A 23916-nucleotide genomic window follows, 5' to 3' on the forward strand; every position below is an offset into this window, starting at 1 on the left:
GCATCGCGTTGCACGGTTGCAGTAATCGTTGCCGAACGCGGAATGCGTGAAGAGTAGCCGGTTGAGAAGCCGATCGCACGAGGAGAGCCGAATGACCACGGCCTTTCAGTGTCCCGGCCATTTTCACTCTATCTCGTCGGCGATTGCACCGATCGCTCCATAAACCAGGTCGAGTTCGCTCGCGGTGCAGCAATAGGGCGGCATGATGTAGATCGTGTTGCCAAGCGGCCGGACCAGCAGGCCACGCGCGAGAAAGCTCTGGTAGAGACGCGGACCGATATCGGCCATGTAGCCGGCGTCAGTCGCTGCGATGTCGAGCACCGCGATGGTGCCGATCTGGCGGACATTCGCAAAACGCCGATCGTCGCGGAAGCGATCGAGTTTTTTGGTGTGCAGGGTGGCAACACGCGCTATGCGCTCCATGACCGGCTCTCTCTCCCAAATCTCCAGGTTCGCAAGAGAGGCCGCACAGGCGATTGGGTTCGCGGTATAAGAACTGGAATGAAAGAACGTTCGGGTCCGGTCCGTTGAATAATGCGCATCGAATATGTCCGCGCGGCAGAGGGTCACCGCCAGCGGCAGTGACCCCCCGGTAAGACCTTTGGAATAACAGGCGATATCCGGCGTGACGCTGGCCTGCTCGCAAGCGAACAGCGTGCCTGTCCGGCCCCACCCTGTCATCACTTCATCGGCGATGAAGAGAACACCGTGGGTTTCGCAAATGCGTTTCATTTCCGCAAGAACCCAAGGCGGATAGATGAGCATGCCGCCTGCGCCGAGGATCAAGGGTTCGACGATGAGCGCGGCGATCGCCCCATTCCGGCATGCCGTATTCAACGCGTCCAGCGTCGCCTGCTCGCGACCTGCGGAGGGAAACGGAAGACGCTCAACATCGAACAGTAGTGGATCGTAGGGTGCATTGAAGACACCACGTTCACCAACCGACATGCCGCCAATCGTATCGCCATGATAAGCGCCCTCCAGAGCCAGGATACGGCTACGCTTCTCGCCGCGATGTCGCCAGAAACCCAGCGCCATTTTCAAAGCGACTTCGACCGATGTCGACCCGCTATCGGAAAAGAAGACGTATTCGAGCCCGGATGGCGTGATCGCGATGAGACGTCGCGCGAGCCGTTCCGCTGGCTCGTGTGTGAAACCGGCGAAAATCACCTGATCGAGACGGTCCACCTGATCCTTAATCGCCTGCACGATGTGCGGATGGCGATGACCGTGGGTCACCACCCACCAAGACGAAATGGCGTCGAAGATACGACGACCATCGGCGGTCTCGAGCCAGGCGCCCTCGCCTCTGGCGATCAGCGTCGGCTCGGGCTGCACGGCATGCTGAGTGAACGGATGCCATATCGGAGACATCGATTTCATCCGGCAGAGTCCTCCAGGAAGTCACCAATATTAAAATGGAGGGCAAACGCCGCCCGCAGCACGTCACCCGTCAGCGGCGTGAGATGTGGAAGGCGGCCAAGCCGCCGGGCGTGACCCATGTCGGCGATGATGCGCTCGGATTCGGCATTCTCGTCCCCGATGAAGACGATGCCGAGAAGCGGAACGCCGCGGCTGCGCAGAGCCTCAATCGACAGGAGGCTGTGATTAATCGTTCCGAGTGTCGTGCGGGCACATAGCGCCACCGGCGCCCGCCACCGCCCGATGACATCGATGTAGGCGACTTCGCGCGTCAACGGCACCAGCAACCCGCCGGCCCCCTCCACGACCAACGGCCGGTTCGTGTTCGGCAGGATGAGCGCGTCCGGATCGATGGCAACGCCATCAATTTCGGCAGCAAAATGCGGCGAGGCCGGCGTCTTCAGCCGGTAGGCCTCCGGCAACACGCGCTCTTCGGACAGACCGGAAAGCCGCAGGACCGCTTGCCTGTCTGTCTCCTCCTGGAGACCGGCCTGGATCGGTTTCCAATAGATCGCCCCAAGAGCACCGGCGAGCGCGGCCGCAAAGACAGTCTTGCCAACGCCGGTATCGGTACCAGCTACAATGATGCGCCTGGTCATGTAGCCTTTCGCATGTCTTCAGCGAGGGCTTCGAACAAACCTGCGACGATCGCCTCATCGACGTTCGCCGTCAGCGCGATGCGGAGACGCGCGGTGCCCTCGGCAACGGTCGGCGGACGTATCGCCCGGATATCAAAACCTCGTCGCTGCAAAGAGGCAGCAAGTGCAACTGCTGCCTGATCGGCGCCGATGATTACGGGAAGAATATGCGAGCCGGAGGGCTCGATGTTGCACCGACGGCGAAGCTCGCTTCCCGCGAATTGAACCAGACGCCCGAGCCGATCTCGGCGCTCCGGATTGGTTCGGGAGAGTTCGAGGGCCACACGGGTGATCGCGGCGATCAGCGGCGAAGGGGCGGTCGCGAAGATGAAGGGGCGGGCGCGGTTGACAAGAAAGTCGCGGATAATTCTTGGCGCAAGGATAAAACCGCCGACCGTCCCAAGCGCCTTGCCGCACGTGTGCAGCGTGATGACATTGTCGCGACCCTCGAAGGGTGCGGCGAGCCCCCGCCCCTGCGGCCCGAGCACGCCGGTTGCATGGGCCTCATCGATGACGACCATAGCCTCGTGGCGATCTGCGACCGCAAGCAGTTCAGCAAGGTCAGGGCTGTCGCCGTCCATACTGTAGAGGCTTTCGACCGAAAGCCAGGGCCGTCCTTTGCCCCCGGCCGCGCGCCAGCGAACGATTGCTGCGTCGAAGGCGTCGACATTGTTGTGCGGAACTCCCAAGAAATCGGCACGTCCCCGACGTAGCCCCTCATGGACGCTCGCATGAATCAACTCGTCGTGGACCGCGAGATCCCCGCGTTGCGGTAGAGTCGAGAAGATGGTGAAATTCGCGACATAACCGCCGCCAAAATAGAGCGCCGTGTCGGCGCCGAAATAGGCTGCAGCTTCGCTTTCGAGCGCTTCATGCTCGGGGTGATGGCCGCGCAGCAAACGCGATCCGCCCGATCCCACCGGCACGCCACGCGCCACTGCCTCGGCAGCCGCCCGCCTTAATTCCTCGGATTCGGCAAAGCCGAGATAATCGTTTGACGTGAAATCTATTCCGGAGCGCTCGCGAAGTGAGCGTAACCGACCCCGCCCCGCGAGTTCGCGCAGATCCGTTTCAAACCCGTCATGCATTATCTTTCCTCTCGCGCGGTTGGCAGGGCCGGAAACTACCTGGCCATGTGGATCGTCCTCTTCGGTATCAAGTCTAGCTTAGCCGCTGTCTGCTTTGCGTGCCCGTCTCGTCGGCACAGCGGTGAGCCGTTCCGACTCGATGCCGGCACTCGACGCTGTCGACGCCTAGAGCTTCTGATTCTTCTCGTTGACGAGGACGACGCGCGGTTGAAAGCTGCGCGCTTCAGCATCGTCGAAATTCGCGTAGGCAACGATGATGACCTTGTCGCCCGCCATCGCGAGTCGCGCAGCCGCGCCGTTCAGCCCGATGATACCGGAGCCGGCAGGCGCTTCGATGACGTAGGTCGAAAAACGCGCGCCGGTGTCGATATTGTAGATATCGACGCGCTCGTTGAGGAGAAAGCCGGCAGCCTCGATCAGTGTCCGATCGATTGAGATCGAACCTTCATAGTGCAAATCCGCTTCCGTGACATGTGCGCGGTGGATCTTGCCTTTCATCAGAGTGACTTGCATCGAGGATATCCCGTTTTTGAGCGCCAGAAATGCACGGCATCGCGTTAGGACGCTCTCAGCCTCCGGTCAATCTTCACGCGTGGTATACAGATGCGATGATAGGCGCGCATCAGGAGGCTATGACAATCGCGGTTGGCGGTATCGTCCCCGACAGCACATTATGTCGATCACAACTGGCGCAGCAGCAACGCGCGGTCAAATGTTCTCGAAATAATAGTTGTGCGAGAACATCATCCTTTCTGAACCTTGGCCCCAGAGACGAATTTTTCACGGTCGCTGCTTCCTCGGTAGTTGAAGGATCCTTGTCACTCCAACTTCGGGGGCGAAAACGATCAGGGAACGGTAGATCGCGCGATGACTTTATAGCCGTCAGTTATTTCTTGTGAGGTATGTGGAGGGCGGCGGCTGATAATTCTTACGTTGGCCAAGCGGACCTGGCACTAGCTTGGGCCCGATGCACTCTTAATCTAGACGCTTAACTGCCTCAAACTCTCCGGCGACGGACGGCCTAAGTCGTCATCAGAATGAAATCTTCATGGCCGATGATCGCGGTTCTCGGAAAGTGCGCCGATACGATGTACGTACGGGAACTGAACTGGGCTGAGCCCGTCTCGGCGATGCAATGTCTCGCAGATCAACCGCAGCTTTCGTTTCTCGATGGCGCACTACGTGTAGCTGCCGTCGCCGTTGAGGCTGCCGTGATCTGACGCAAAACGATCGAACGTTGTTCTCTGCTGGGAATCGATTAATGCCCTGTGCGCTCATTCCGCGAATGCCCCTTGGCGAGCGCCCTGCCCGCGCCTGAGCAGACTGACAAGGTTTTGCGATCTCCTTGCCGGTTGGAAACTGGATAGTTTTCGACTCATTCGTTATCGACCACGAGATCCCGTTTGTGTATGAACGGCAGCTTCGCGCCAGAGGTGGTCGGTCGCGAGTACTGTTTGGGCAGAGCCAGACTGCTCGGTCGGTATAAATAATCGCTCGCGATAGAGCGACGCGGAGGGCGGGGTGGCTGAGGAACTCCCATGCTCGTACGTCCTGTCGGCAGAGACCAACGACCTTGGAATAAGGGATTGCTCGTCGGCCAGAAAAAAACTCTCGAGCCGAAGCACGTCTGGTCCATTCGAGTTCGCCTAGAAATCGCAGGATCGTGGCGCAACCTCGTCATGTTCAATCTGGCCATCGACAGCAAGCTTCGCGCCTGCGACCTGGTCAAACTTCGACTAGACGACATTTGCTCAGGAGCAAAAGTGCGGCATCGAGCGACGATCGTCCAAAAGAAGACAGGTCGACCAGTCCAGTTCGAGATCACGGAGCAGTCGAGGAGCTCCGTTGAAGCCTGGCTACCAATGCTCCGGGCCACTGGCTCCCGATATCTCTTCCCAAGTCGACTTCAAGGCCTCACATATCCACCCGCCAATATGCCCGGTTGGTGCATCGCTGGGCTGAAAGCATCGGCTTGGAATCGGCCTCTTATGGCACGCACTCGATGCGGCGCACGAAGGCCGCCCAGATCTATCGAAAGACCGGCAACCTGCGCGCGAAAGCACAGTCCGATATCTCGGGATTGAGGTGGATGACGCTCTCAATATCGCCGAGCAGATTGAGCTCTAATCGTCGTCCACCGGCATCCCGCCGGAGGTCGTTTGCGCGGCACTATTCTAGCCGGCATTTTCCGAATGTTAGCTTGTGAGGCTACGGCGGGCATCGCGTCCGACCGCGCTGATGCGCGGCACGTGCGTCACAACTTCGGCCGGTTAGCATGCCGAATACCTCGCCGCATGGGCGCCTTATGAAGCGGCTGCATGAATTTCCCGGCCCAAGGCTCGGCGGCTGGATGCGCTTGCCGAAATGCGTATTTTCTCTCGGCCGCAAATAGAAGCATCGGGGAAGCCGTCAGGGCAGCTAAGAAGGCGGGGCGCCTCGCCGGAAACCCTGACAGGCCTGTTAGGAGGGGGCCGGTGACCCGAACCGCAATTTGGGAAAAGCTCGCAGCTTTTTATCTTATATCCTATTGAAGTTATCATTTTTGATAACTATAATATGACTTATGAAAAGGGCTGACCTATCGAAAAAGCTGTTTGAGGTGGATCGCAAGTCGATCTGGGCCTTCACACCTCCCACCTTCGGCGCGCTCTTGGGCCAGGTGGAACCCAACTACCTCAAGCTGATGATGAAGCGGCTCACCGATCAGGGCGTTCTGATCAGAGCCGCCAGGGGCGTGTACGTCAATCCACAGGCCCGTTCCCTTCCTTCCGATGTCCGCCGTGGTCTCATCCGCTTCCTGCGGCCTCGAGAGATCAGCTACGTCAGCCTCGAGAGCAAGCTGTCGGAAGCGGGGGCAATCTCGCAAATCACCACCGCGCTCACCTGCATGACCACCGGATCCCCCGGCACCTTCGAGACGCCATGGGGTATCATCGAGTTCACTCACACGGATCGCGACATCGACCTCGAGAAAGACGTCTACCGGCGGGACGACGGCTCGCTCGAAGCTACCGTCGCCCGGGCCGTTCGCGATCTGCGCCGCGTCGGCAGAAACGTCGATCTCATCGACCCCGAAACGCTTGCCGAGGCCGTTGCCGAGGAGAAAACCCATGAACAACAAAGCATCCAGCCTTAAGAGCTCGATCGAGGAATTCGCCCATCGACAAGGCATCGACGCCGAGATGGATCAGAACCTCGTCAAGGAGGCCATCCATCTCCATCTCATGTCCGCCATGTCGGACGCCGGCATCCTGCGACATGCCGTATTCCAAGGCGGCACCGCGCTACGCCTGTGCTATGGCGGCGATCGCTATAGCGAGGACCTCGACTTCGTCTGCGGCAAAGCCGGTTCCTACTTCACCGACGTCGAATTCAAAGAGCTCATCGAGTCCGCGCTGGAAACAACCAAGAAGACGCTCAATCGCGACTTCGGCATCGCCGCCGACCAAGTCTCGCTCAAGAAGCCCCCGCATCCAGATCTCGTCAAGCAGGAGCCGATCACGGTGGCCGCTTGGCAGATCATCGTTCCCATCGAAGCGACGCCGCGCGCACCGAAATCGCGCATCAAGATCGAATTCGCCAACGTCCCCGCTTACGAAACCAAGCCGATGCCGGTACGCGCAACACCCGGCCTCGTCCAAGTCCAGGACGTGATCCTCACGGTCGAAACGCCCAACGAGATCCTCGCCGACAAGGCCGTCGCCCTCACCGCCCGAGACGCACTCAAATTCCGCGACGTCTGGGACGTATGGTTCCTGCAGAACAAGCTCGATGCAAAGGTCGAGCGCGAGATCGTCCAGAAGAAATTCACCGATTACGGCACTTCCGACATTGAAGCGAAGGCGGAGAAACGGCTGGCTGAGCTGTCCAAGAAAGCGACCGCCGACGCGTTTCTTGGCGAAATGAAGCGGTTCCTGCCGGCCAAGCGGGTCGCGCAACTCTCCGAAACTGGCCTACAGCATTCCATCCTAGCGGAAAGCGGAGAACTGCTTCGACGCGCGGTGCTGCCGGTGTCTTCGTACGAATTCAGGTAGTCGACTTCTGCCGTCAATTAACGCTCAGCCGGATGGCAGGGGCGTACGGAATCCAAGCGGCGAACCACCTATTCACCGTCGCCTTGTCTCCATGAACGGCGGCTTCGCGCCATAAGCGGGCATTCCCGACAAGTTAGCCTTTGACCCCGGCCGGTCATTTCGCCGTTGGGTACAGGGTTTTCTGGGCGTGACAACTGCGCCGCTCCGAGTCCGTGTCCAATTGACCCAGTTCTTTCTGGTCCGATTATCATTCGGGATGTTCGGCAAGCCGCGATCTTCTATGAAGCGTTGACGCAACCGGGTGTCAGTTATTGGCTCAGCGATAGCGTGACAGCCAAATCCTTCTCTGTGGAGCACGCCGACCGCTGCGTCTCTATCCGTTCCCAGCGGTAGTAAGCACCTTCATCGCGGCCCGCCATTCCTCGGCATCGTGCTCTGCCTTGGACAGTTTCGTGATGTAGAGCGGAGCGTCGCGCAAGGTGACCAGCGGTTTCCGGCCCGGCAGTATGATCGCACAGGCCCCGGCTCAGCCCCCGAGAGCTGGGGCCTTTTGCTTTCGTTCCAGGATGCGAACCGACACATTTGTTAAGGCAGGAAGCTCGGTGGCAATCTCGCCGTTTGCCGACATGTTGCGTATCGTCGGCAGGTCGAAAGAAGAGGCACTCTCCCTCGGCTCTGCTCCTTGAGCCGAGAGCCTTTTTGGCGAACAGCTCAGCGCCGGACAGCGATTTCCAAGAACTCCTGCACAGAGCGCGGCACCTCGTCGTATTCAGCAAAGCGTCGGCGCAGCTCGTCGGCAATATCGACCGTGACGTCGCGCGACCAGCCCTCGGCGGTGTTGAAGGCGACGATGCGGACGGGGTGACTATACTGGTCTTCCATGAGACGGCGGACCAGCGTCTTCCGGTCAGTGCCTTGCTCATCTGCTTCGCACCAAGCGCGCCCGAGCCTGCCGCCAAAATCGTTTAGCACCACATAGGTGTCGCAGTCGGCGCCATGCGGCACGATGGAGGGGGAGCGACGCATCACCTTTGGCTCCAGGAAGTCCCGCACAAAGCGACCCCGCTTCGCGGGGCGTTGGCAGGGTCGCCTGCTTTCCGGGCCCGGGGCTGGGGGGCGTGAGCCCGGTAGGCCGAGACACTTTATCCAAGGGAACCTGATGGAATGACTGCTAAAAAGGAGCACCCCTTAAGTTCCATCCACCTTCCGTACGCGCGAGCCGGGACGAACGGTTCCAGTTCCGGCGCTGACCGGCTCAGCCAACTGACTTCACTTTGCTGTTTGCTGTCAGTCAACTCGCCGTCCTGCGTTCGAGGCGGGAGACGGAGGCGTTTATAGAAGCATATCTGCCAAGGACTGACTCTAGCGGTCAGTTGCGTCCATACCGCCGGCGCAACAGCAGCCCGGCTTTTCGGTGCGAACCGCCGTCCGACACATGCACGAAGACACGATTGGCATATCCGCAAGGGCCATCGCGAGCGCAAGCCTTCTTTGCACGTCAGCCAATTCCTCCACCTCGCCCCGCCGCTGCAGACATTCCGCCAGACCATGTAGCGCCCAAACGTTATCCGGGTGCTGCGCGCACCGTTGAATTCGGCCGCTCAAGCCCAGATCGTCGCGACAGACCTGCTCCGCCTCACCGTATTGACCCTGTTCGGACAGCAGGGCCGCCAGCGCATGCCTTGGTGGATGCATCCAGGCCCACGGCTCGATATATTCGAGGTTATCGTCGCGATCGACGGCTTCCCGTAAGTGAGCATAGCCGACTTCATGCTTACCCCTGTGGTATTCGAGTTCGCCGTCGAGCATCTTCTCGCCCACCGCCAATATGCTGAGGGCGCTGTTGTTGAAGACTTTTCGCTCCGGCGGGATGCGTCTCACACTATCGTGGAAGAGCTGTCGCTCGCGGTCGGCGTCGTTGAAACGCTTGAGCGAGGCGTGAGCGATACCCTTGGCGTAATGGTGCATCGCTGTCGAAACCAGATAAAGCCCGGGGTCGTCCGGCAGTGGCGCGTCGATGATTTCCTGCCAGCGTCCGAAACGCACCATCACGTGCACGCTCATCGAATAGTAGCCTTCGAGACTCGTTGAGAATTTGGGCCGGCCCTTCACCCCGAGAACCTCTTTTGTCAGCATGCCACGCAATTTGTTCGCTGCGGCGATCGAGTCCCCGTATCGGCCCATGAACATGCTGGCATGCATCATCAAAAGGAGATCATGCGCACAAGCCGTCGTGTAGGGGGTGAGGAAGCCGGCATAAGCGAGATATTTGTCGTTTGCCGCTATCGCCCGTTCGCTGGCGATCTGCGCTTTCCGGTACTGCCCGCACAAGACATAGACATGTCCCGGCATATGGTTCATGTGACCCGCGTCCGGACACATCGTCGCGAGTGCGACCGCCGAGGCCTTCGCGCGTTCCGGCTCATTCGACATTTCAAGAATATGGATATGCAGATGGAGCAGCGCCGGATGCTTGCTCTTCCCTTGTCGTTGGGCCGCGTCGATCGCGCGCTCGCAGACTTCGAGGGCTTCGATCACGTCGGAATTTCCCGCCGCCAATCCGGTCTTGACGTTCCACAAGCGTCTCGGCGTCCGCATGATCAGGGCTTCGACAAAAAGCGCCACTACATCGTGATCGTCGCAATGCTGGTGATAGACTCTGCGCAACTCCGCGGCGTAGTCGTCGTCCCGACGATCAAACTCTTCCGGCGGCACCGAATGCGGCCTCTGAACGCGGCAGGCCAGCGCCTCGACCAGCCAATTTTCGAGCGTCGTCGCCTTGTGTGTCAGCGCTCGCGCCTGCTGAATGTGCTCGTGGGCTATTCTGGTCGCGGTATTGGCCTCTTCCTCGCTGTGATCGCGCCAGGTCATATTGTAAAAAGGCCCGCAGCCGAAGGCGATACCCCAATAGGCCATGACGCATTCGGGATCGAATTCGAGCGCCTTTCGGAAGCATTTGACGCCCTCTGCCTTGTTGAACGCAAAGCACCAGTTCAAGCCAAGGTCGAACCAACGCTGTGCTTCCGGCGAGGCCGTCGAGATTGTCCTAGAATGGCTGCCAAGGTTAAAACGATCCATCCACTTTAACTCCTGCATCGCGTCTCGCGCTTCCGTGCAAGACGCGTAACATCGATCGGGCCGTCAGCGTTTCACGGGGCGCGATCGCAGATCCCGGTCTTCGCCCCAGCGGCGAACGCTGCCCACATCGATCTCGAACAATTCCAGCATCCGTCCCACGGTGTGATCCACCATCTCTTCGATCGATTCCGGCTTGGCATAGAAGGCGGGAACCGGCGGCGCGATGATGGCGCCGACGTCGGACAAGGCGGCCATGGAGCGAAGATGGCCGCCGTGCAGCGGCGTTTCCCGCACCATCAGCACCAGCCGACGGCGTTCCTTCAACGTGACATCGGCAGCCCGCGTCAGCAGGGCCGTCGTCACGCCGGTCGCGATTTCCGACATCGAGCGGATCGAGCACGGCGCGACGATCATGCCGCCGGTGCGGAACGATCCGCTGGCGATGGAAGCTGCCATGTCGTCGATGTCGTGAACCGCGTGCGCGGCCGCCTTGACGTCGGCAATCTTCAGCGCGGTCTCATAGGCAAAGGTAATTTCGGCGGTCTTTGACATCACCAGATGCGCCTCGACGCCGGCGTTGCGCAACAGTTGCATTACGCGCACGCCATAGATGACGCCCGATGCGCCGGAAATGCCGACGACGAGGCGGCGCTGAGCTGGAACCGGGCGGTCCATCAACATCGTTCTCCGGTAGTGCGCCGACGGTACGGCGTACGATCAAGAGCAAATGTCCAAGTCAAAACCATCACGTGGCGCACCGGAATTTGCGTCGCAATTACACAAGGGATGCCTATCATCTCCCCTTGCCAAGGGGCAGCCTTTTCAAATATGTCTATACATGTTAGATATGTCTAGACATGATTTACCCGCAGGGCCCTGCCGTCATGAGCGAAGCAGTCCTCTCCTTTGACGCCATCCGGCAGGATTTCCCGGCACCGGGCGCCCAGTCGGCCATCCGGGTGATCGACGGCATAAGCTTCGAGGTCGGGAGCGGCAAATTCGTCGCGGTGATCGGGCCGAGCGGCTGCGGCAAGAGCACCCTGCTGCAGATGGCGGCCGGCCTGTTGATGCCGACGCGCGGCGGCGTGCGCCATCGCGGACGGCCCGTCAACGACGTCAATCGCGAGGTCGGCTTCGTGCCGCAGCAGGCCCAGCTGTTTCCCTGGAAAACGCTGGCCGAAAACGTCGAGCTGCCGCTGGTGCTGCGCGGCGTCGCCGGCGCGGAACGCAAGCAGCGTGTCGCCGCGGCGCTGGAAGCCGTCGGCCTCAGCGGTTTCGAACATTATTTTCCCGGCCAGTTGTCCGGCGGCATGCAAAAGCGCGGCTCCATTGCCCGGACACTGGTGTACCGGCCGGACGTCATCCTGATGGACGAGCCGTTCGGCGCGCTCGATGCGCAAACCAGGATGGTGATGCAGGAGGACCTGCAGATGCTGTCGCACGCGGCCGGAGCCACCGTCCTCTTCATCACCCACGACATCACTGAGGCCGTCCTGCTGGCGGACAAGGTCGTGATCATGAGCCAGCGCCCTTCCCGCGTGCTCGCCAATATCGCGATCGACCTGCCGCGGCCGCGCGACGTGTTCGAGCCGTTCCGCAATCCCGGCTTTGATGCCGCCTATGATGCGGTGTGGTCGGTGTTCCGGTCGCAGATCGACATCCGGCAACGGCCGCACTGACAAGGAAGGCAGGACGATGAACGACATCGCCGCCACGGCGACCCCACCGAGCGAGGCCGAGCGGCCGGCGGCCAGGAGGCGCGCATGGTTCGGCAAGGCCCTGCACCGCCTGGCGCTGCTGCTGCCGGGCATCGCGATCCTGGTCTTCTGGCAATGGGCCTCCGGCCGGCTGATCAAGGAGATCTATGTCAGCAAGCCGACCGCAGTCGCGGAGCGGCTGTACGAGCTGTTCAGCTCCGGCGAGATCTATCCGCATTTATGGACCACCGGCCAGGAGCTCGTGCTCGGCTACGTCTTCGGCGTCAGCGCCGGAATTCTGGCCGGCTATGCACTTGGTCGTTCGCCGCGGCTGGCCAGCATCTTCGAACCCTACGTCATGGCGTTTTACGGCATTCCAAAGATCGCGTTGGCGCCACTGTTCATCATCTGGTTCGGCATCGGAATCTGGTCGAAGATCGCGCTCGCCGGGATCATGGTGTTCTTCCTGGTTTTCTACAACGTCTATTCCGGCGTCCGCTCGGTCGATCGCGAACTCGTTAACCTGACGCTGGTGATGGGTGCCAGCCAGCGCCAGTTGACCTACCACGTTTACCTTCCCGCTGCCGCACCCTACGTCCTGCTCGGCATGCGCATGGCCGTGCCCTACAGCGTCATCGGCGTGATCGTCGGCGAGTTCACGTCTTCCACGCAAGGCCTCGGCCTGTTCATCCACGAGGCGTCGTCGACCTACGATCCGGCCGGTGTGTTCGCCGGCATCGTCATCCTTCTCGCCTTCGTGGTCGTGGCCAACATTATGGCCGGAAAGCTGGAGCGCCGCATCCTGCGCTGGAAAACCCCGATCGCCCACGCACCAAGCGACATCTGAAGGTCAGAAAATACGTGACAGGAGTGAGCATGCAGTCGACCAGAGGCCTGATCCGAGCGCTGACCCTCGCGGCGACATTGTCGTTGCTTCCGACCTTGGCATCGGCCCAGCAAAGCGTCCGCATCGCGCAAGGGTTCGCCTCGCTGAGTTTCCTCCCGCTCTGGGGCGCGCGTGCGCTGAACACATTCGCGCCCGAGGGGCTCACCGCTACCGTGCTGAATTCACCCGGCGGCGATCCGGCAGCACTGGCGGCGCTCGACGCCGGCGACGCCGATCTCGCCGCCGTCGGAACCGAATCGGCGCTGCGGGCCGTTGCCAAGGGCCAGCCGTTCGAGATCGTCTATAACCTGATGTCGAAGGTGACCCTCGAGCTCGTGGTGGCGCCTTCCCTTCTGGAAAAGGCCGGCGTGAAGGCCGGCGATCCCCTCGAGAAACGAATTGCGGCCCTGAAAGGCGCGACGGTTGGCGTCGCCGCTGTCGGCGGTACCCAGGAGACGGCCGCGCGCTGGCTCGCGGCCAAGGGCGGCCTCAATCCGAAGACCGACATCAAGATCGCCCAGGTCGGTGGTCCCGTCGCGCTGCAGGCGGCGCTGGAAAACAAGCGCATCGATGCGTTCGTGCTGTCGCCGCCGGAAGGCTATCTCGCGGCAAAATCGGACGCCGGCACGATCCTGGTTTCGCTGGGCGACGATTTTCCGCTGCTCGCGCATCAGCCCTATCTGGTCCTGGTCGCCAAGAAGCCGATCGACGACAAGGCATCCGAGCTGATTGCCAAGACCGCGCGGGCCATGCAGGCGGCCAGCACTGCCCTGGTCAAGGAGCCGGAGTCGACTGCGGAGGCGATCCAGAAACAATTCTTTGCCAAAGCCGTTCCCGCGGCCATCGGCGCCGCCGTCAAGGCGATGAACAGCGGCGTCGCCGACGGCGGCAAGCTGGACGTGAAGGCCTTCGAGAACCAGTTCCTGTTTTCCAAGGAAGTCGGCACCGTCTTCGGCAAGGATTTTGACGCGGCCGCCTCGGAGAACGATCTCTGGACCAACCAATTCGTGGAGCGCGCGTCAAAGAAATGAGTCGGCAGCCAGGCTGTGCGGAAAGCGCTCAGCCGGTCGGCGTGAATCGCGCGATCAGATCATAGAGGTGACCGGGGTGGGTGAGCCGCACCGCCGTGATCGGCTCCCCGTTGCGCCAGGTGCGCCGCTCGATCACCAGGCACGCGGTCCCCTCCTCGATGTTGAGCTCCTTGGCGATTTTCTCATCGGCGTTGCAGGCCGTGATGCGGTGCTCGGCTTCGGTCCACGGCACATGGCCGACCAGCCAGGTGTTCGGCGGTGTCTTCGAGAAATCCTCCCGCAGCGCGTCCGGCACCGCCTGCAGGTTGATCAGCCGATCTTCGAGCGCGAAGGGCTGTCCTTCGGCCTGATGCAGACAGCGCACCGCCAGCACTTGCGCGCGTGCGTCGACGCCGAGCCGGGCTTTGTCGCGCGCCGAAGCGGCGCGCTTGCCGAGATCGATCAGCCGGTAGGCATAGCGCTCCCCGCGCTTTTCGACTTCACCCTTGAGATCGGGAATCTGAAGGATGGCGGATTGCACCCGCGGCCGTGAAACGAAACTACCGGCCCTGCGGCGACGCACCACCAGACCGGACTCGGCGAGCGCCGAAATGACCTTGTTCACGGTCATCCGCGAACAGGAATAGGTCTCCATCAGTTCATGCTCGAACGGCACCTTGTGCCCGGGCGGCCAGTCGCCCGAGGTGATCTTGGCCTCGATGTCCCCGCGGATAACTTGATACAGCGCCTTGGGCGTGGCTTTCGTGCCCGGCTTGAGTTTCGCGGTCATGTCTGCAGCAACCCCTCCAGCACCTGACGGAAGCGCTCGGCGGCCGCCTCCCTGCCATGATGCCGGCCGTCCTGTACCACTTTTCGGCCGCGCGCCCACACGCAATCGACCAGCGATCGGCGAGTGCCGAAGATCCAGCTGTCGAGGATTGCATCGCCGGAGCGGCCGGCCAGGGTGACACTCTGTGCGTCCAAACTGACGAAGTCGGCGAAGGCACCTTCCACCAGCCCGGCACTGTTCACGCCAAGCGCTTGCGCGCCGCCTCGCATCGCGCCGTCGAACAATGTGCGGCCCGTTGAAGCGGCGCCGCCCGACGCCATCACGTTACGCGCCCTCAGCGCGAGACGTTGCGAATATTCGAGCTGCCGCAATTCGTCGCTCACGCCGATCAAGACGTTGGAATCCGAGCCGACGCCGAACACACCGCCGCGCTTGATGAATTCGGGCGCGTTGAAGGTGCCGTCGCCGAGATTCGCCTCCGTCACCGGGCATAGCCCGGCCGCCGCGCCGCTCTCCGCAATGGAGCCGATTTCGGCAACGGTCGCATGCGTGGCATGGACGAGGCACCAGTTGCGGCCGACGGCGGCGTGGTCGAACAGCCATTCCAGTGGCCGCTGGCCGCTCCAGGCGATGCATTCATCGACTTCGCGGGTCTGTTCGGCGATATGAATATGAATCGGGTCTGATCCGGCAAGGCTCACCAGGGCCGTGAGCTCCACCGGCGTAACGGCCCGGAGCGAATGCGGTGCCATACCGGCGATTGCGCCCTCATGCCCCGCCAGAGCGCGCCGGCTTGCCTCGTGCAACCGTGCGAACCCGTCGATATCGTTGATGAAGCGCCTTTGCCCACTATCGGGAGCTCGACCACCAAATCCGGCATGCGCATAGAACACCGGTAACAACGTCAGGCCGATCCCGGTGGCCTGCGCCGCCGCGGCGATCCGTTCGGCCAATTCGGCCGGATTGCCATAAGGCGCGCCAGACACATCGTGATGGATGTAATGAAACTCGCCGACCCGAGTAAATCCAGCCTCCAGCATCTCGACATAGGCCTGCGCCGCCACCGCCTCGATTTCCTCGGGGGTCATGCGTCCGACGAAGCGGTACATTAGCTCGCGCCAGGTCCAGAAACTGTCCGCGGATGTTCCCCTAATCTCGGCAAGACCCGCCATTCCACGCTGGAAGGCGTGACTGTGCAGATTGCAGATTCCGGAAAGCCCGATCCGGTGGCGCTCGTCGCCGGGCTCGGCCCCCGTGCCGTTCGCGATGCTCGCGATCCGGCCGTTGGCAACCGTGATCCTGACGTCGCGCGCCCAGCCCTGCGGCAACAAGGCTTCGTCGAAGAATATTCCGACCACCCTTCACGCCTCCGAAGTCAGCGAAACGCTGGACAGGTTCGTCGCGAATATGTATAGACAAATAGGCAATCTGCCAAGCACGTTAAACGCCTCTGATGGGCCAAGGGGTTCATGGCATCGGTCGATCACATCTGGCACGGCTGCCGTCTTGCAACGCTTTCGCCGTCACGCCAAGGCCTCGGTCTGGTCGAAGACGGCCTGATCGCCGCCGCCGATGGGCGCATTGTCTATGCAGGCCCCGCCGCGGACGCTCCGCCCTCGCTCGACGCCGAACAACGAACCAACTGCGACGGCCGCTGGATCACACCCGGGCTGGTCGACTGCCATACCCATTTGGTCTATGGCGGCAACCGCGCCCAGGAATTCGAGCAGCGCCTCGCCGGCGCGAGTTACGAGGAGATCGCGCGCGCGGGCGGCGGCATCGTCTCGACCGTGAAGGCGACGCGACAGGCGAATACCGAACAATTGACGGTCGCCTCGCTGCCACGGCTTGACGCGCTGATCGCAGAAGGCGTGACCACGGTCGAGATCAAATCCGGCTACGGCCTCGAACTCGACACCGAGCGGCGACAGCTACAGGCCGCGCGGAAGCTCGGAGCCAAGCGCGCGGTGTCGATCCAGACGACCTTTCTCGGCGCGCACACGGTGCCGCCCGAGATGAAGGGCAACAGCGGCGCCTATATCGACGCGGTCTGCAACGCGATGCTTCCGCAGATCGCCGCCGCGGGCCTGGCCGATGCAGTCGACGCTTTCTGCGAAGGCATCGCGTTCTCGCCCGAGGAGACCGCGCGGGTTTTTACGAAAGCGCAAGCACTCGGCCTGCCCGTTCGTCTTCACGCGGATCAGCTCTCGAACCTGCACGGCGCCGCACTTGCCGCGCGCTTCGGCGCGCTTTCGGCGGATCACCTCGAATATGCCGACGACGATGGCATCGCGGCGATGGCCCGGGCCGGCACCGTTGCGGTGGTTCTGCCGGGCGCGTTCTATTTCATCCGCGAGGAGAAGGCGCCGCCGATTGAATCGATGCGGCGCCACGGCGCACGAATAGCACTCGCCACCGACAGCAATCCGGGCACCTCGCCGCTGACGTCGCTGCTGCTGGCGATGAACATGGGCGCGACGCTGTTTCGCCTTACCGTCGATGAATGCATTTCGGCCGTCACGCGGGAGGCTGCGCGCGCGCTCGGACGCTTCGATGACATCGGAAGCCTTGAACGTGGCAAATATTGCGATCTCGCTATCTGGAATATCGAGCGGCCGGCGGAGCTCGTCTACCGGATCGGCTTCAACCCTCTCCACGCTCGCGTCTGGCATGGCGATTCACACGCCGTGGCCGCGGGCCTCCTCTGACCTCTTCTGCAAGGATTTTTCGACCATGACCCGCATCGACAATGCCCGCGTCATTCGCGCCGCGCGCGGCAACCAGCTTTCGGCCAGATCCTGGCAAACGGAAGCTCCGATGCGCATGCTGATGAACAATCTCGATCCCGAGGTCGGGGAAAAGCCGAGCGAACTCGTCGTCTATGGCGGCATCGGCCGCGCCGCGCGCGACTGGGAAAGTTTTGATCGCATCGTCGCAACTCTGAAACGGCTCGAAGGCGATGAAACCCTGCTGGTGCAGTCGGGCAAGCCGGTCGGGGTGTTTCGCACCCATGCCGACGCGCCACGGGTGCTGATCGCCAATTCCAATCTGGTGCCGCACTGGGCCAATTGGGAGCACTTCAATCTGCTCGACCGCAAGGGCCTGATGATGTTCGGCCAGATGACGGCGGGCTCCTGGATCTACATCGGCACCCAGGGCATCGTTCAGGGCACCTACGAGACCTTCGTCGAACTTGGCCGCCAGCATTATGGCGGCAATCTCCGGGGCAAATGGTTTCTGACCGCGGGACTTGGCGGCATGGGCGGCGCCCAGCCGCTCGCGGCCCTGATGGCGGGCGCATCCTGCCTCGCCATCGAATGCCAGCCGTCGCGGATCGAAATGCGTCTGCGCACCCGCTATCTCGACCGCCAGGCTGGGAGTCTCGACGAGGCGCTGGCGATCATCGAACAGGCAGGCCGCGACGGCAAGCCGGTATCGGTCGGCCTGCTCGGCAATGCCGCCGACGTTTTTCCTGAACTGGTGCGGCGCGGCGTTCGGCCCGATGCCGTCACCGACCAGACCTCCGCGCACGATCCCGTCAACGGCTATCTGCCGAAAGGCTGGACCACCAGCGAGTGGGAATCCCGGCGCGAGACCGACCAGAAGGCGGTCGCGAGCGCCGCGCGGAAATCGATGGCGGAACACGTCCGCGCCATGCTCGATTTCCACAGAATGGGAATACCGGTCGTCGACTACGGCAACAACATCCGCCAAATGGCGTTCGAGGAAGGCGTCAAGGACGCGTTCGATTTTCCGGGTTTCGTCCCGGCCTATATCCGGCCGCTATTCTGCCGCGGCATCGGACCGTTCCGGTGGGCGGCCTTGTCCGGCGACCCCGAAGACATCTATCGCACCGACGCCAAGGTCAAGGAGCTGCTGCCGGACAACGCCGCCTTGCATCACTGGCTCGACATGGCGCGCGAGCGCATAGCGTTCCAGGGCCTGCCGGCGCGCATTTGCTGGGTCGGTCTTGGCGATCGCCACCGGCTCGGGCTTGCCTTCAATGAAATGGTTGCGCGCGGCGAATTGAAAGCGCCGGTCGTAATCGGCCGGGATCATCTGGATTCCGGCTCGGTGGCCTCCCCCAACCGGGAGACCGAGGCGATGAAGGACGGCTCCGATGCGGTGTCCGACTGGCCGCTGCTCAATGCGCTCTTGAATTGCGCCAGCGGCGCCACCTGGGTGTCGCTGCACCATGGCGGCGGCGTCGGCATGGGCTTTTCCCAGCATTCCGGCATGGTGATCGTCTGCGACGGCACGCCGGAGGCCGCTACCCGCATCGGCCGCGTGCTGTGGAATGATCCTGCCACCGGCGTGATGCGTCACGCCGATGCCGGCTACGACCTCGCGATCGACTGCGCGCGCGCCAACAAGCTCGACCTGCCGAGCCTGCGCTGAGGAAAGACGCGCCATTGAAGATCATCCGCGCCGGAAGTTGCCGCACCACGCCATGGAAGAATGGCGGCGGCTCGACGACCGAGATCGTTGCCGAGCCACCCGGCGCCTCGCTCGACGACTTCGACTGGCGCATCAGCATGGCAAGGGTCGCCGCCGATGGCCCCTTCTCCGAATTTGCCGGAATCGACCGCACGCTTGCCGTCATCAACGGGAAAGGCCTGATGCTCACCATCGGAGGCAACGCACCGATCCGCCTCGAACGCGGCTCCGATCCGATCAGCTTCGCCGGTGACTTCCGGACATCGGCGCGGCTAACCGCAGGCGAGATCACCGACCTCAACGTGATGACGCGGCGGTCGCGCTTCAGCCATCGATTGCGGCGCATTGGGCAGCCCGCCTCCTGCGAATGTGGCGGCAAGGAAATCGCGGTCGTGCTGTCGCTCAACGGCAGCACGACGCTGGCCTCGGACCAGGATATCGCGACGCTGGATCACGGCGATGCTGCCATCTTGAGCGGCGCACGAGAGGATTCCTTCCGGATCGTGCCGGCAAGATCGAGCGATTGCTATCTGGTGCTCTTGCACGAACATCAGGCGACTTAAGCTACGCGGTCAACCAGGCTCGCCATACTCTGCCGCGCGGGCTTCGGCGTCCCACCGAATCATCAGTTCGTAGTCTTCGGTGTCGACCGGAGCAAATGCCTCAAGGCAAAGCCGATCCCTCAAATCGGCGCAGGCCGGCGCGTCCGCGAAGGTCGCCAGCGCAGCCTGCAGCGCCGACACGGTTTCGACGGGACAGTCCGGTGCCGCGACGAGAAACGGAATCGGCGCAGGATCGGTGGTCGCGACGATCCTGATCCGGGCCGCCAGATCCGGCTCGTGATGCAGCATCAAGCCCAGCGCATAGCTATCGAGCGGGCCGACGTCGATATCGCCGGCGAGAAGGGCCTCGATGACCCGGCGCGGCGTGAACAGCGGGCCGACGCTTTCGCGGTAAAGGCGCCCCCCGCGCGCGGAATGATACGGCAGCAAATGATGCCGCAGCGCGTTATAGCCGGAATGGGAATCCTCGACCGTATATCCTAGCCGGCCGCCAAACGTGTCCTCGAGCGAATAGAACCTCGAATCCGCGCGCACCACGAGGCGCGTCGCGTAGACCGGTTTTCCAGGAACAGGTGCGCCCGCGGGAACGGGGGCTGCGACCGGCTGCGGCCTCACCGCTGCAAGCGCATAGGGAAAGCCGCACATGAAGCCGCAGGCAAGATCGGCACGCGTCCAGAGTTCGGCAAGCGGCAATGGAAACGCATGGTCGATCGCGCGCAAATCGACGTGCGATTCCCGCGCCAGCCAGCCGAACAGCACTTTCCAAGCCGATGCCGCCGCCGGATTGACCGAATACATTCGTGCATTCGCGACGTACGGCATCGGCATTGTTCCTCAGGCAAAGCGAAGACGCTGTCCGATCCCCAGACGTTGGGATTTCTCCAGCATCGCATGGCCAAGCGCGATATCGGACAGCGACAGTCCGCGATGCCAGAACAGATTGGTTTCGTCATCGGTCTGCCGTCCCGGTTTCAGACCGGCCACGATCTGTCCGAGTTCAGCGTGAAGCGTCTTTTCGGACAGCTTTCCCGCCTCGACATGGGCGCGCAGGCTGCCGAACTTTCCGCCCTTGCACTGGCCCCAGTCGTCGACCACCAGCTTCGCCATGATGTCGGTGAGCGACAGCTCGATCGCGCTCATTGTCCCATAGGGAACCACAAAGGCACCCTTCTTGATCCAGGAGGTCTTCAGCATCGGCGTCGGCTTGTCGAGCCGTGAAGCCTCGACCACGATGTCGGCGCCCTCGACGCAGCTCTGCCAGTCTTCGGTGGCGACAACCTTCTTGCCGAGATCGCGGCTCAGCCGCTCCGCAAAGCTGTTGCGGCTCTCTTCTCGCCGGGAGTGAACGCGGATCTCGTCGAAATCGAACAGATGGTTGAGTAGCCGCACGTTCCAGTAGGCGGTGCCCCGCGCACCGATATGGCCGAGGATCTTCGAGTTCTTCCGCGCGAGATGTTTGGCGCCGATCGCGGTCACCGCGCCGGTGCGCATGTCGGTGATGCCGCTGGCATCGAGGATGGCCTTCGGCGCCCCGGTGCGCGGGTCGAACAAAGCGAGGATCGCAAGTTCGGAGGGAAAGCCGAGCTTGTAGTTGTCGACGAAGTCGCCGACAATCTTGACGCCCGCGGAATCGATTGGCGGCTTGATGGCGCCGCGCAGCACATTGAAATGGCCGTTGGCCACCCCGGGTTCGAGATGAACGCGCGGCTCGATCACCGTTTCGCCCCTGCCCTGACTGGCAAGGCTTGCTTCGATGGCCGACAGGATTTCCTCGTCGGTGATCTTGAGTTCGTCGATATCGAGGCGGTTGAGATAGGCGATGTAGATCGGCGGCAAGATTGAACCTCCTCGACAGGACGACCGCGGTCGCCCTCCGGCGCGCGACCAAGGCCGGGACGCCGCGAGCAAGTCGCGGGCCCGACTTAATATGTCTATACATTATTGAGGGGCTTGGGAAAGTCAACCGGTCCGACAAGCCAGACTGGTTGCCTAGGATGCAAGGCCGGGCGGAACCGTCGCGGCGAGCCCCGAACGCTCGGCCTGCTCGATCGCGATATCGTAGCCGGCGTCGGCATGACGCAACACGCCGATGCCGGGATCGCCGTCGAGCACACGCTTGAGCCGCTCGGCGGTCGCCGGATTTCCGTCGGCCACGATCGTGACGCCGGCGCTGACGCCGCGTCCGCCGAGGCCATGGATCGCCACGAGGTCGGCACCGGACGAGCAATTCAACAGCGCATTGAGGATAGGCCAGTCCGCGATCGCGTCGGAGCCGTCCTTCATGTTCTCGGTTTCCCGGTGCGGAAGCGCGGCCGAGCCGGAATCGAGATGATCCCGGGTGAAGGCGACCGGCGCGGAAATCCGGCCGCTCGCTACGGCTTCGTTGACCAGCAAGGCTAGACGGCTGCGCTCGCCATAGCCGAGCCAACCGATCCGCGCCGGAAGCCCGGTGAATTTGACATGTTCGCGCGCCTTCCCGATCCAGGACGAGATCGGATGGTTGGACGAGAATGTATCCAGAATCATCTCGTCGATGGTGTAAATGTCCTGTGGATCGCCCGAAACCGCGATCCAGCGAAACGGTCCGATGCCCTGACAGAACAGCGGGCGGATATAGAGGTCGACAAAAGACCGCATCCGAAATGCGTCTTCCACGCCGGCGGATTTCGCCTCGGCGCGCAGGCTGTTGCCGTATTCGAACACAATCGCGCCACGGTCCATGAACCCCAGCATCGCCCGAAGATGCGCGGCTACGGATTGCCGCGCCAGCGCCATCAGTTTTTGCGGATCGCTGGTCCGCATGGCGCGGGCCTGTTCGAGCGACAATTCCGCCGGCACGTAACCCTTCAGAGGATCGGGAAAGGTCTGGTCGGTGACGATGTCGGGCAGGATGCCGCGTTGGGCCAATTCTGGTAGTACGACCGCTGAGTTGGCGCAAAGCGCCAGCGCCAGTGGACGCCGCTCGTCGCGCGCGGCCTGCCATTGCGCGATCGCATCGTCGAGATCATCGGTGGTGGCATCGCAATAGCCGGAGGCAATACGGCGGTCGATGCGGGCCTGATCGACCTCGATCACCAGCGTCGATGCTCCGGCGAGCTTTCCGGCCAGCGGCTGCGCGCCGCTCATGCCGCCGCAGCCCGACGTGAGGAGCAAGCGGCCGGCCAGGGTGCCGCCGAAATGCTGGCGCGCGATCGCCATGAAGGTCTCGAACGTACCCTGCAGGATGCCCTGGCTGCCGATATATTGCCAGGCCGCCGCCGTCATGCCTGGATAGACGGTGAGACCCATGTCGTCGAGCTTGCGGCGGCTCTCCTCGCCGCTCCACTCACCCACGATATTGCCGTTGGCCATGATCATTAGCGGCGTCGTTGACTGACCCGGAAAGACGCCGACCGGCTTGCCCGACTGCATGACAAACGTCTGGTCTTCACGCATCGACGCCAGCGTCGCAACAATACGATCAAAACTCTCCCAGTCGCGCGCCGCGCGTGCAATCGACATGTAGATCACGAGATTGTCGGGATCCTCGCCGTTCTCGAGATTGTTCTCCAGCAGGCGCAGGATCGCCTCCTGCCGCCAGCCCTTGCAGCGCAAGACGTTGCCACGTCCCGCCTTGACCTCTGTGCCGCCACGGATGGGAATGTTCATCGTCAGGCCTCCTCAACCAGAGGAACCCAGCCGGGCTGGGCCTTGACGCGCGCGAGCCAGGCGCGGATCGCCGGAAATCTTTCCATATCGTAGCCGCCTTCGCCCATCATCGAGACGTAGCCGAACATGCCGATGTCGGCGATGGTGTAGCGATTGTCGGCAAGCCAAACGTGCCTGGCAAGCCAATCGTCGACCTTGGCCAGCGCCACATAGGCGCCTTCCTGAAAATCGGCGATGCGGCCTTTCATCTGATCTGCGATGCCGCGCATATGGTAGAACCGCGGCAGCGCCAGCGCGCGTAGCAAATCCGCCTGCTCGAACGTCAACCAGCTCGTGACTTCGGCGCGGAGATAGCGATCGTCTGGCAGCAGCCGCGAGCCTTCCGCCAGATAGAGCATGATCGCCGCCGACTCCACGATAGTGCGGCCGCCCTCGAGTTCGAGCACGGGCACGCGCGCGAAGCGGCTCTTGGCGCGGAACGCCGGATCGCTGGTTGCGCCCTTGGCGAGATCGAGGGTGACGCGCTCGAAAGGGATGCCGAGTTGCGTCAGCACGATGCGCACTTTCCAGGCGTTGCCGGACAACCGGCTGTCGTAGAGACGCAGCATGGCTAACTTGACCTTCC

The 23916-nt window shown here is 62.3% G+C and carries 21 protein-coding genes and 1 pseudogene; 9 read left to right on the plus strand and 13 right to left on the minus strand.

The genetic code is table 11. The annotated features are described in order from the left end of the window. Window positions 1–123: 123 nt before the first annotated feature. From V1289_RS05295 to panD, 4 genes are all read right to left on the minus strand, one after another. Window positions 124–1383, minus strand: coding sequence for an adenosylmethionine--8-amino-7-oxononanoate transaminase (locus V1289_RS05295; protein ID WP_334395954.1), 1260 nt, complete (start codon window positions 1381–1383; stop codon window positions 124–126). Next, window positions 1380–2021, minus strand: a complete 642-nt coding sequence (gene bioD, locus V1289_RS05300; protein WP_334395955.1) for a dethiobiotin synthase — start codon at window positions 2019–2021, stop codon at window positions 1380–1382. The genes V1289_RS05295 and bioD overlap by 4 nt, the downstream gene beginning before the upstream one ends. Further along, a complete protein-coding gene (locus V1289_RS05305; RefSeq protein ID WP_334395956.1) occupies window positions 2018–3148 on the minus strand; it encodes an 8-amino-7-oxononanoate synthase in 1131 nt (376 codons plus the stop codon). The genes bioD and V1289_RS05305 overlap by 4 nt, the downstream gene beginning before the upstream one ends. Window positions 3149–3313: 165 nt before the next feature. Then, window positions 3314–3661, minus strand: coding sequence for an aspartate 1-decarboxylase (gene panD, locus V1289_RS05310; RefSeq protein WP_334395957.1), 348 nt, complete (start codon window positions 3659–3661; stop codon window positions 3314–3316). A 1025-nt stretch (window positions 3662–4686) separates the two neighbouring features. On the opposite strand from panD, the pseudogene V1289_RS05315 reads away from it, so the two are divergent. From V1289_RS05315 to V1289_RS05325, 3 genes and pseudogenes are all read left to right on the plus strand, one after another. Continuing rightward, a pseudogene (locus V1289_RS05315) lies at window positions 4687–5275 on the plus strand (tyrosine-type recombinase/integrase). Between the two features lie 436 nt (window positions 5276–5711). After that, the gene (gene abiEi / locus V1289_RS05320; protein ID WP_334395958.1) at window positions 5712–6284 is read left to right on the plus strand and encodes a type IV toxin-antitoxin system AbiEi family antitoxin; all 573 of its coding nucleotides are present in this window, start codon (window positions 5712–5714) and stop codon (window positions 6282–6284) included. Further along, window positions 6259–7182 (plus strand): nucleotidyl transferase AbiEii/AbiGii toxin family protein, encoded by a 924-nt coding sequence (locus tag V1289_RS05325; protein ID WP_334395959.1) that lies wholly within the window; start codon window positions 6259–6261, stop codon window positions 7180–7182. Before abiEi ends, V1289_RS05325 begins: the two co-directional genes overlap by 26 nt. Before the next feature lie 711 nt (window positions 7183–7893). Here the strand turns inward: V1289_RS05325 and V1289_RS05330 are convergent. The 3 genes from V1289_RS05330 to V1289_RS05340 all read right to left on the minus strand — a co-directional run bounded on the left by V1289_RS05330 (window position 7894) and on the right by V1289_RS05340 (window position 10935). Beyond that, window positions 7894–8208, minus strand: coding sequence for a hypothetical protein (locus V1289_RS05330; RefSeq protein WP_334407282.1), 315 nt, complete (start codon window positions 8206–8208; stop codon window positions 7894–7896). Window positions 8209–8544: 336 nt separating this feature from the next. Next, complete coding sequence (locus tag V1289_RS05335; RefSeq protein WP_334395960.1) at window positions 8545–10260, minus strand: hypothetical protein; 1716 nt, start codon at window positions 10258–10260, stop codon at window positions 8545–8547. Window positions 10261–10323: 63 nt separating this feature from the next. Then, a complete protein-coding gene (locus tag V1289_RS05340; protein ID WP_334395961.1) occupies window positions 10324–10935 on the minus strand; it encodes a UbiX family flavin prenyltransferase in 612 nt (203 codons plus the stop codon). Between the two features lie 209 nt (window positions 10936–11144). Between V1289_RS05340 and V1289_RS05345 the strand changes: the two genes are divergently transcribed. From V1289_RS05345 to V1289_RS05355, 3 genes are read left to right on the plus strand one after another with little or no spacing between them, the layout of a single operon-like run. Further along, entirely contained in the window at window positions 11145–11939 is a 795-nt protein-coding gene (locus tag V1289_RS05345) for an ABC transporter ATP-binding protein (protein ID WP_309178386.1), read from the plus strand. 16 nt (window positions 11940–11955) lie between these two features. Further along, window positions 11956–12804: an ABC transporter permease gene (locus V1289_RS05350; RefSeq protein WP_334395962.1), complete on the plus strand. Its 849-nt coding sequence runs from the start codon at window positions 11956–11958 to the stop codon at window positions 12802–12804. A 29-nt stretch (window positions 12805–12833) separates the two neighbouring features. After that, a complete protein-coding gene (locus tag V1289_RS05355; protein ID WP_334395963.1) occupies window positions 12834–13874 on the plus strand; it encodes an ABC transporter substrate-binding protein in 1041 nt (346 codons plus the stop codon). A 28-nt stretch (window positions 13875–13902) separates the two neighbouring features. Here V1289_RS05355 and hutC read toward each other — a convergent pair whose 3' ends face one another. Together hutC and V1289_RS05365 are read right to left on the minus strand one after the other, a co-directional pair. Continuing rightward, on the minus strand, window positions 13903–14643 hold the full coding sequence (hutC, locus tag V1289_RS05360; RefSeq protein ID WP_334395964.1) for a histidine utilization repressor: 741 nt from the start codon (window positions 14641–14643) through the stop codon (window positions 13903–13905). Then, on the minus strand, window positions 14640–16001 hold the full coding sequence (locus V1289_RS05365) for a formimidoylglutamate deiminase (RefSeq protein ID WP_334395965.1): 1362 nt from the start codon (window positions 15999–16001) through the stop codon (window positions 14640–14642). The genes hutC and V1289_RS05365 overlap by 4 nt, the downstream gene beginning before the upstream one ends. Window positions 16002–16112: 111 nt before the next feature. Here V1289_RS05365 and hutI point away from each other — a divergent pair, with 111 nt between their 5' ends. Genes hutI through V1289_RS05380 form a run of 3 tightly spaced genes read left to right on the plus strand, consistent with a single transcriptional unit; the run spans window position 16113 to window position 19643 of the window. Next, entirely contained in the window at window positions 16113–17351 is a 1239-nt protein-coding gene (gene hutI / locus V1289_RS05370) for an imidazolonepropionase (protein ID WP_334395966.1), read from the plus strand. 25 nt (window positions 17352–17376) lie between these two features. Continuing rightward, a complete protein-coding gene (gene hutU, locus V1289_RS05375; protein ID WP_334395967.1) occupies window positions 17377–19041 on the plus strand; it encodes a urocanate hydratase in 1665 nt (554 codons plus the stop codon). Window positions 19042–19055: 14 nt separating this feature from the next. Next, entirely contained in the window at window positions 19056–19643 is a 588-nt protein-coding gene (locus tag V1289_RS05380) for a HutD/Ves family protein (RefSeq protein ID WP_334395968.1), read from the plus strand. Between the two features lie 9 nt (window positions 19644–19652). Here the strand turns inward: V1289_RS05380 and V1289_RS05385 are convergent, their stop codons facing one another. The 4 genes from V1289_RS05385 to V1289_RS05400 all read right to left on the minus strand — a co-directional run bounded on the left by V1289_RS05385 (window position 19653) and on the right by V1289_RS05400 (window position 23899). Beyond that, window positions 19653–20465 carry a phosphate/phosphite/phosphonate ABC transporter substrate-binding protein gene (locus tag V1289_RS05385; RefSeq protein WP_334395969.1) on the minus strand — a complete coding sequence of 271 codons (813 nt, stop codon included), beginning with the start codon at window positions 20463–20465 and terminating at the stop codon, window positions 19653–19655. Window positions 20466–20477: 12 nt separating this feature from the next. Further along, window positions 20478–21479 carry an ornithine cyclodeaminase family protein gene (locus V1289_RS05390; RefSeq protein WP_309178396.1) on the minus strand — a complete coding sequence of 334 codons (1002 nt, stop codon included), beginning with the start codon at window positions 21477–21479 and terminating at the stop codon, window positions 20478–20480. 153 nt (window positions 21480–21632) lie between these two features. Further along, window positions 21633–23291 carry a urocanate hydratase gene (locus V1289_RS05395; RefSeq protein ID WP_334395971.1) on the minus strand — a complete coding sequence of 553 codons (1659 nt, stop codon included), beginning with the start codon at window positions 23289–23291 and terminating at the stop codon, window positions 21633–21635. A 2-nt stretch (window positions 23292–23293) separates the two neighbouring features. Beyond that, a complete protein-coding gene (locus V1289_RS05400) occupies window positions 23294–23899 on the minus strand; it encodes a glutathione S-transferase family protein (protein WP_334395972.1) in 606 nt (201 codons plus the stop codon). Window positions 23900–23916: the final 17 nt, after the last annotated feature.

Source organism: Bradyrhizobium sp. AZCC 2289 (genome assembly GCF_036924615.1).
GTDB lineage: Bacteria > Pseudomonadota > Alphaproteobacteria > Rhizobiales > Xanthobacteraceae > Bradyrhizobium.

What these genes read in the sequence shown, in the direction of transcription:
- V1289_RS05295 (WP_334395954.1), bottom strand. Translation starts at nt 1,383, where the DNA reads ATGAAATCGATGTCTCCGATATGGCATCCGTTCACTCAGCATGCCGTG.
- bioD (WP_334395955.1), bottom strand. Translation starts at nt 2,021, where the DNA reads ATGACCAGGCGCATCATTGTAGCTGGTACCGATACCGGCGTTGGCAAG.
- V1289_RS05305 (WP_334395956.1), bottom strand. Translation starts at nt 3,148, where the DNA reads ATGCATGACGGGTTTGAAACGGATCTGCGCGAACTCGCGGGGCGGGGT.
- panD (WP_334395957.1), bottom strand. Translation starts at nt 3,661, where the DNA reads ATGCAAGTCACTCTGATGAAAGGCAAGATCCACCGCGCACATGTCACG.
- abiEi (WP_334395958.1), top strand. Translation starts at nt 5,712, where the DNA reads ATGAAAAGGGCTGACCTATCGAAAAAGCTGTTTGAGGTGGATCGCAAG.
- V1289_RS05325 (WP_334395959.1), top strand. Translation starts at nt 6,259, where the DNA reads ATGAACAACAAAGCATCCAGCCTTAAGAGCTCGATCGAGGAATTCGCC.
- V1289_RS05330 (WP_334407282.1), bottom strand. Translation starts at nt 8,208, where the DNA reads ATGCGTCGCTCCCCCTCCATCGTGCCGCATGGCGCCGACTGCGACACC.
- V1289_RS05335 (WP_334395960.1), bottom strand. Translation starts at nt 10,260, where the DNA reads ATGGATCGTTTTAACCTTGGCAGCCATTCTAGGACAATCTCGACGGCC.
- V1289_RS05340 (WP_334395961.1), bottom strand. Translation starts at nt 10,935, where the DNA reads ATGGACCGCCCGGTTCCAGCTCAGCGCCGCCTCGTCGTCGGCATTTCC.
- V1289_RS05345 (WP_309178386.1), top strand. Translation starts at nt 11,145, where the DNA reads ATGAGCGAAGCAGTCCTCTCCTTTGACGCCATCCGGCAGGATTTCCCG.
- V1289_RS05350 (WP_334395962.1), top strand. Translation starts at nt 11,956, where the DNA reads ATGAACGACATCGCCGCCACGGCGACCCCACCGAGCGAGGCCGAGCGG.
- V1289_RS05355 (WP_334395963.1), top strand. Translation starts at nt 12,834, where the DNA reads ATGCAGTCGACCAGAGGCCTGATCCGAGCGCTGACCCTCGCGGCGACA.
- hutC (WP_334395964.1), bottom strand. Translation starts at nt 14,643, where the DNA reads ATGACCGCGAAACTCAAGCCGGGCACGAAAGCCACGCCCAAGGCGCTG.
- hutI (WP_334395966.1), top strand. Translation starts at nt 16,113, where the DNA reads ATGGCATCGGTCGATCACATCTGGCACGGCTGCCGTCTTGCAACGCTT.
- hutU (WP_334395967.1), top strand. Translation starts at nt 17,377, where the DNA reads ATGACCCGCATCGACAATGCCCGCGTCATTCGCGCCGCGCGCGGCAAC.
- V1289_RS05385 (WP_334395969.1), bottom strand. Translation starts at nt 20,465, where the DNA reads ATGCCGTACGTCGCGAATGCACGAATGTATTCGGTCAATCCGGCGGCG.
- V1289_RS05395 (WP_334395971.1), bottom strand. Translation starts at nt 23,291, where the DNA reads ATGAACATTCCCATCCGTGGCGGCACAGAGGTCAAGGCGGGACGTGGC.
- V1289_RS05400 (WP_334395972.1), bottom strand. Translation starts at nt 23,899, where the DNA reads ATGCTGCGTCTCTACGACAGCCGGTTGTCCGGCAACGCCTGGAAAGTG.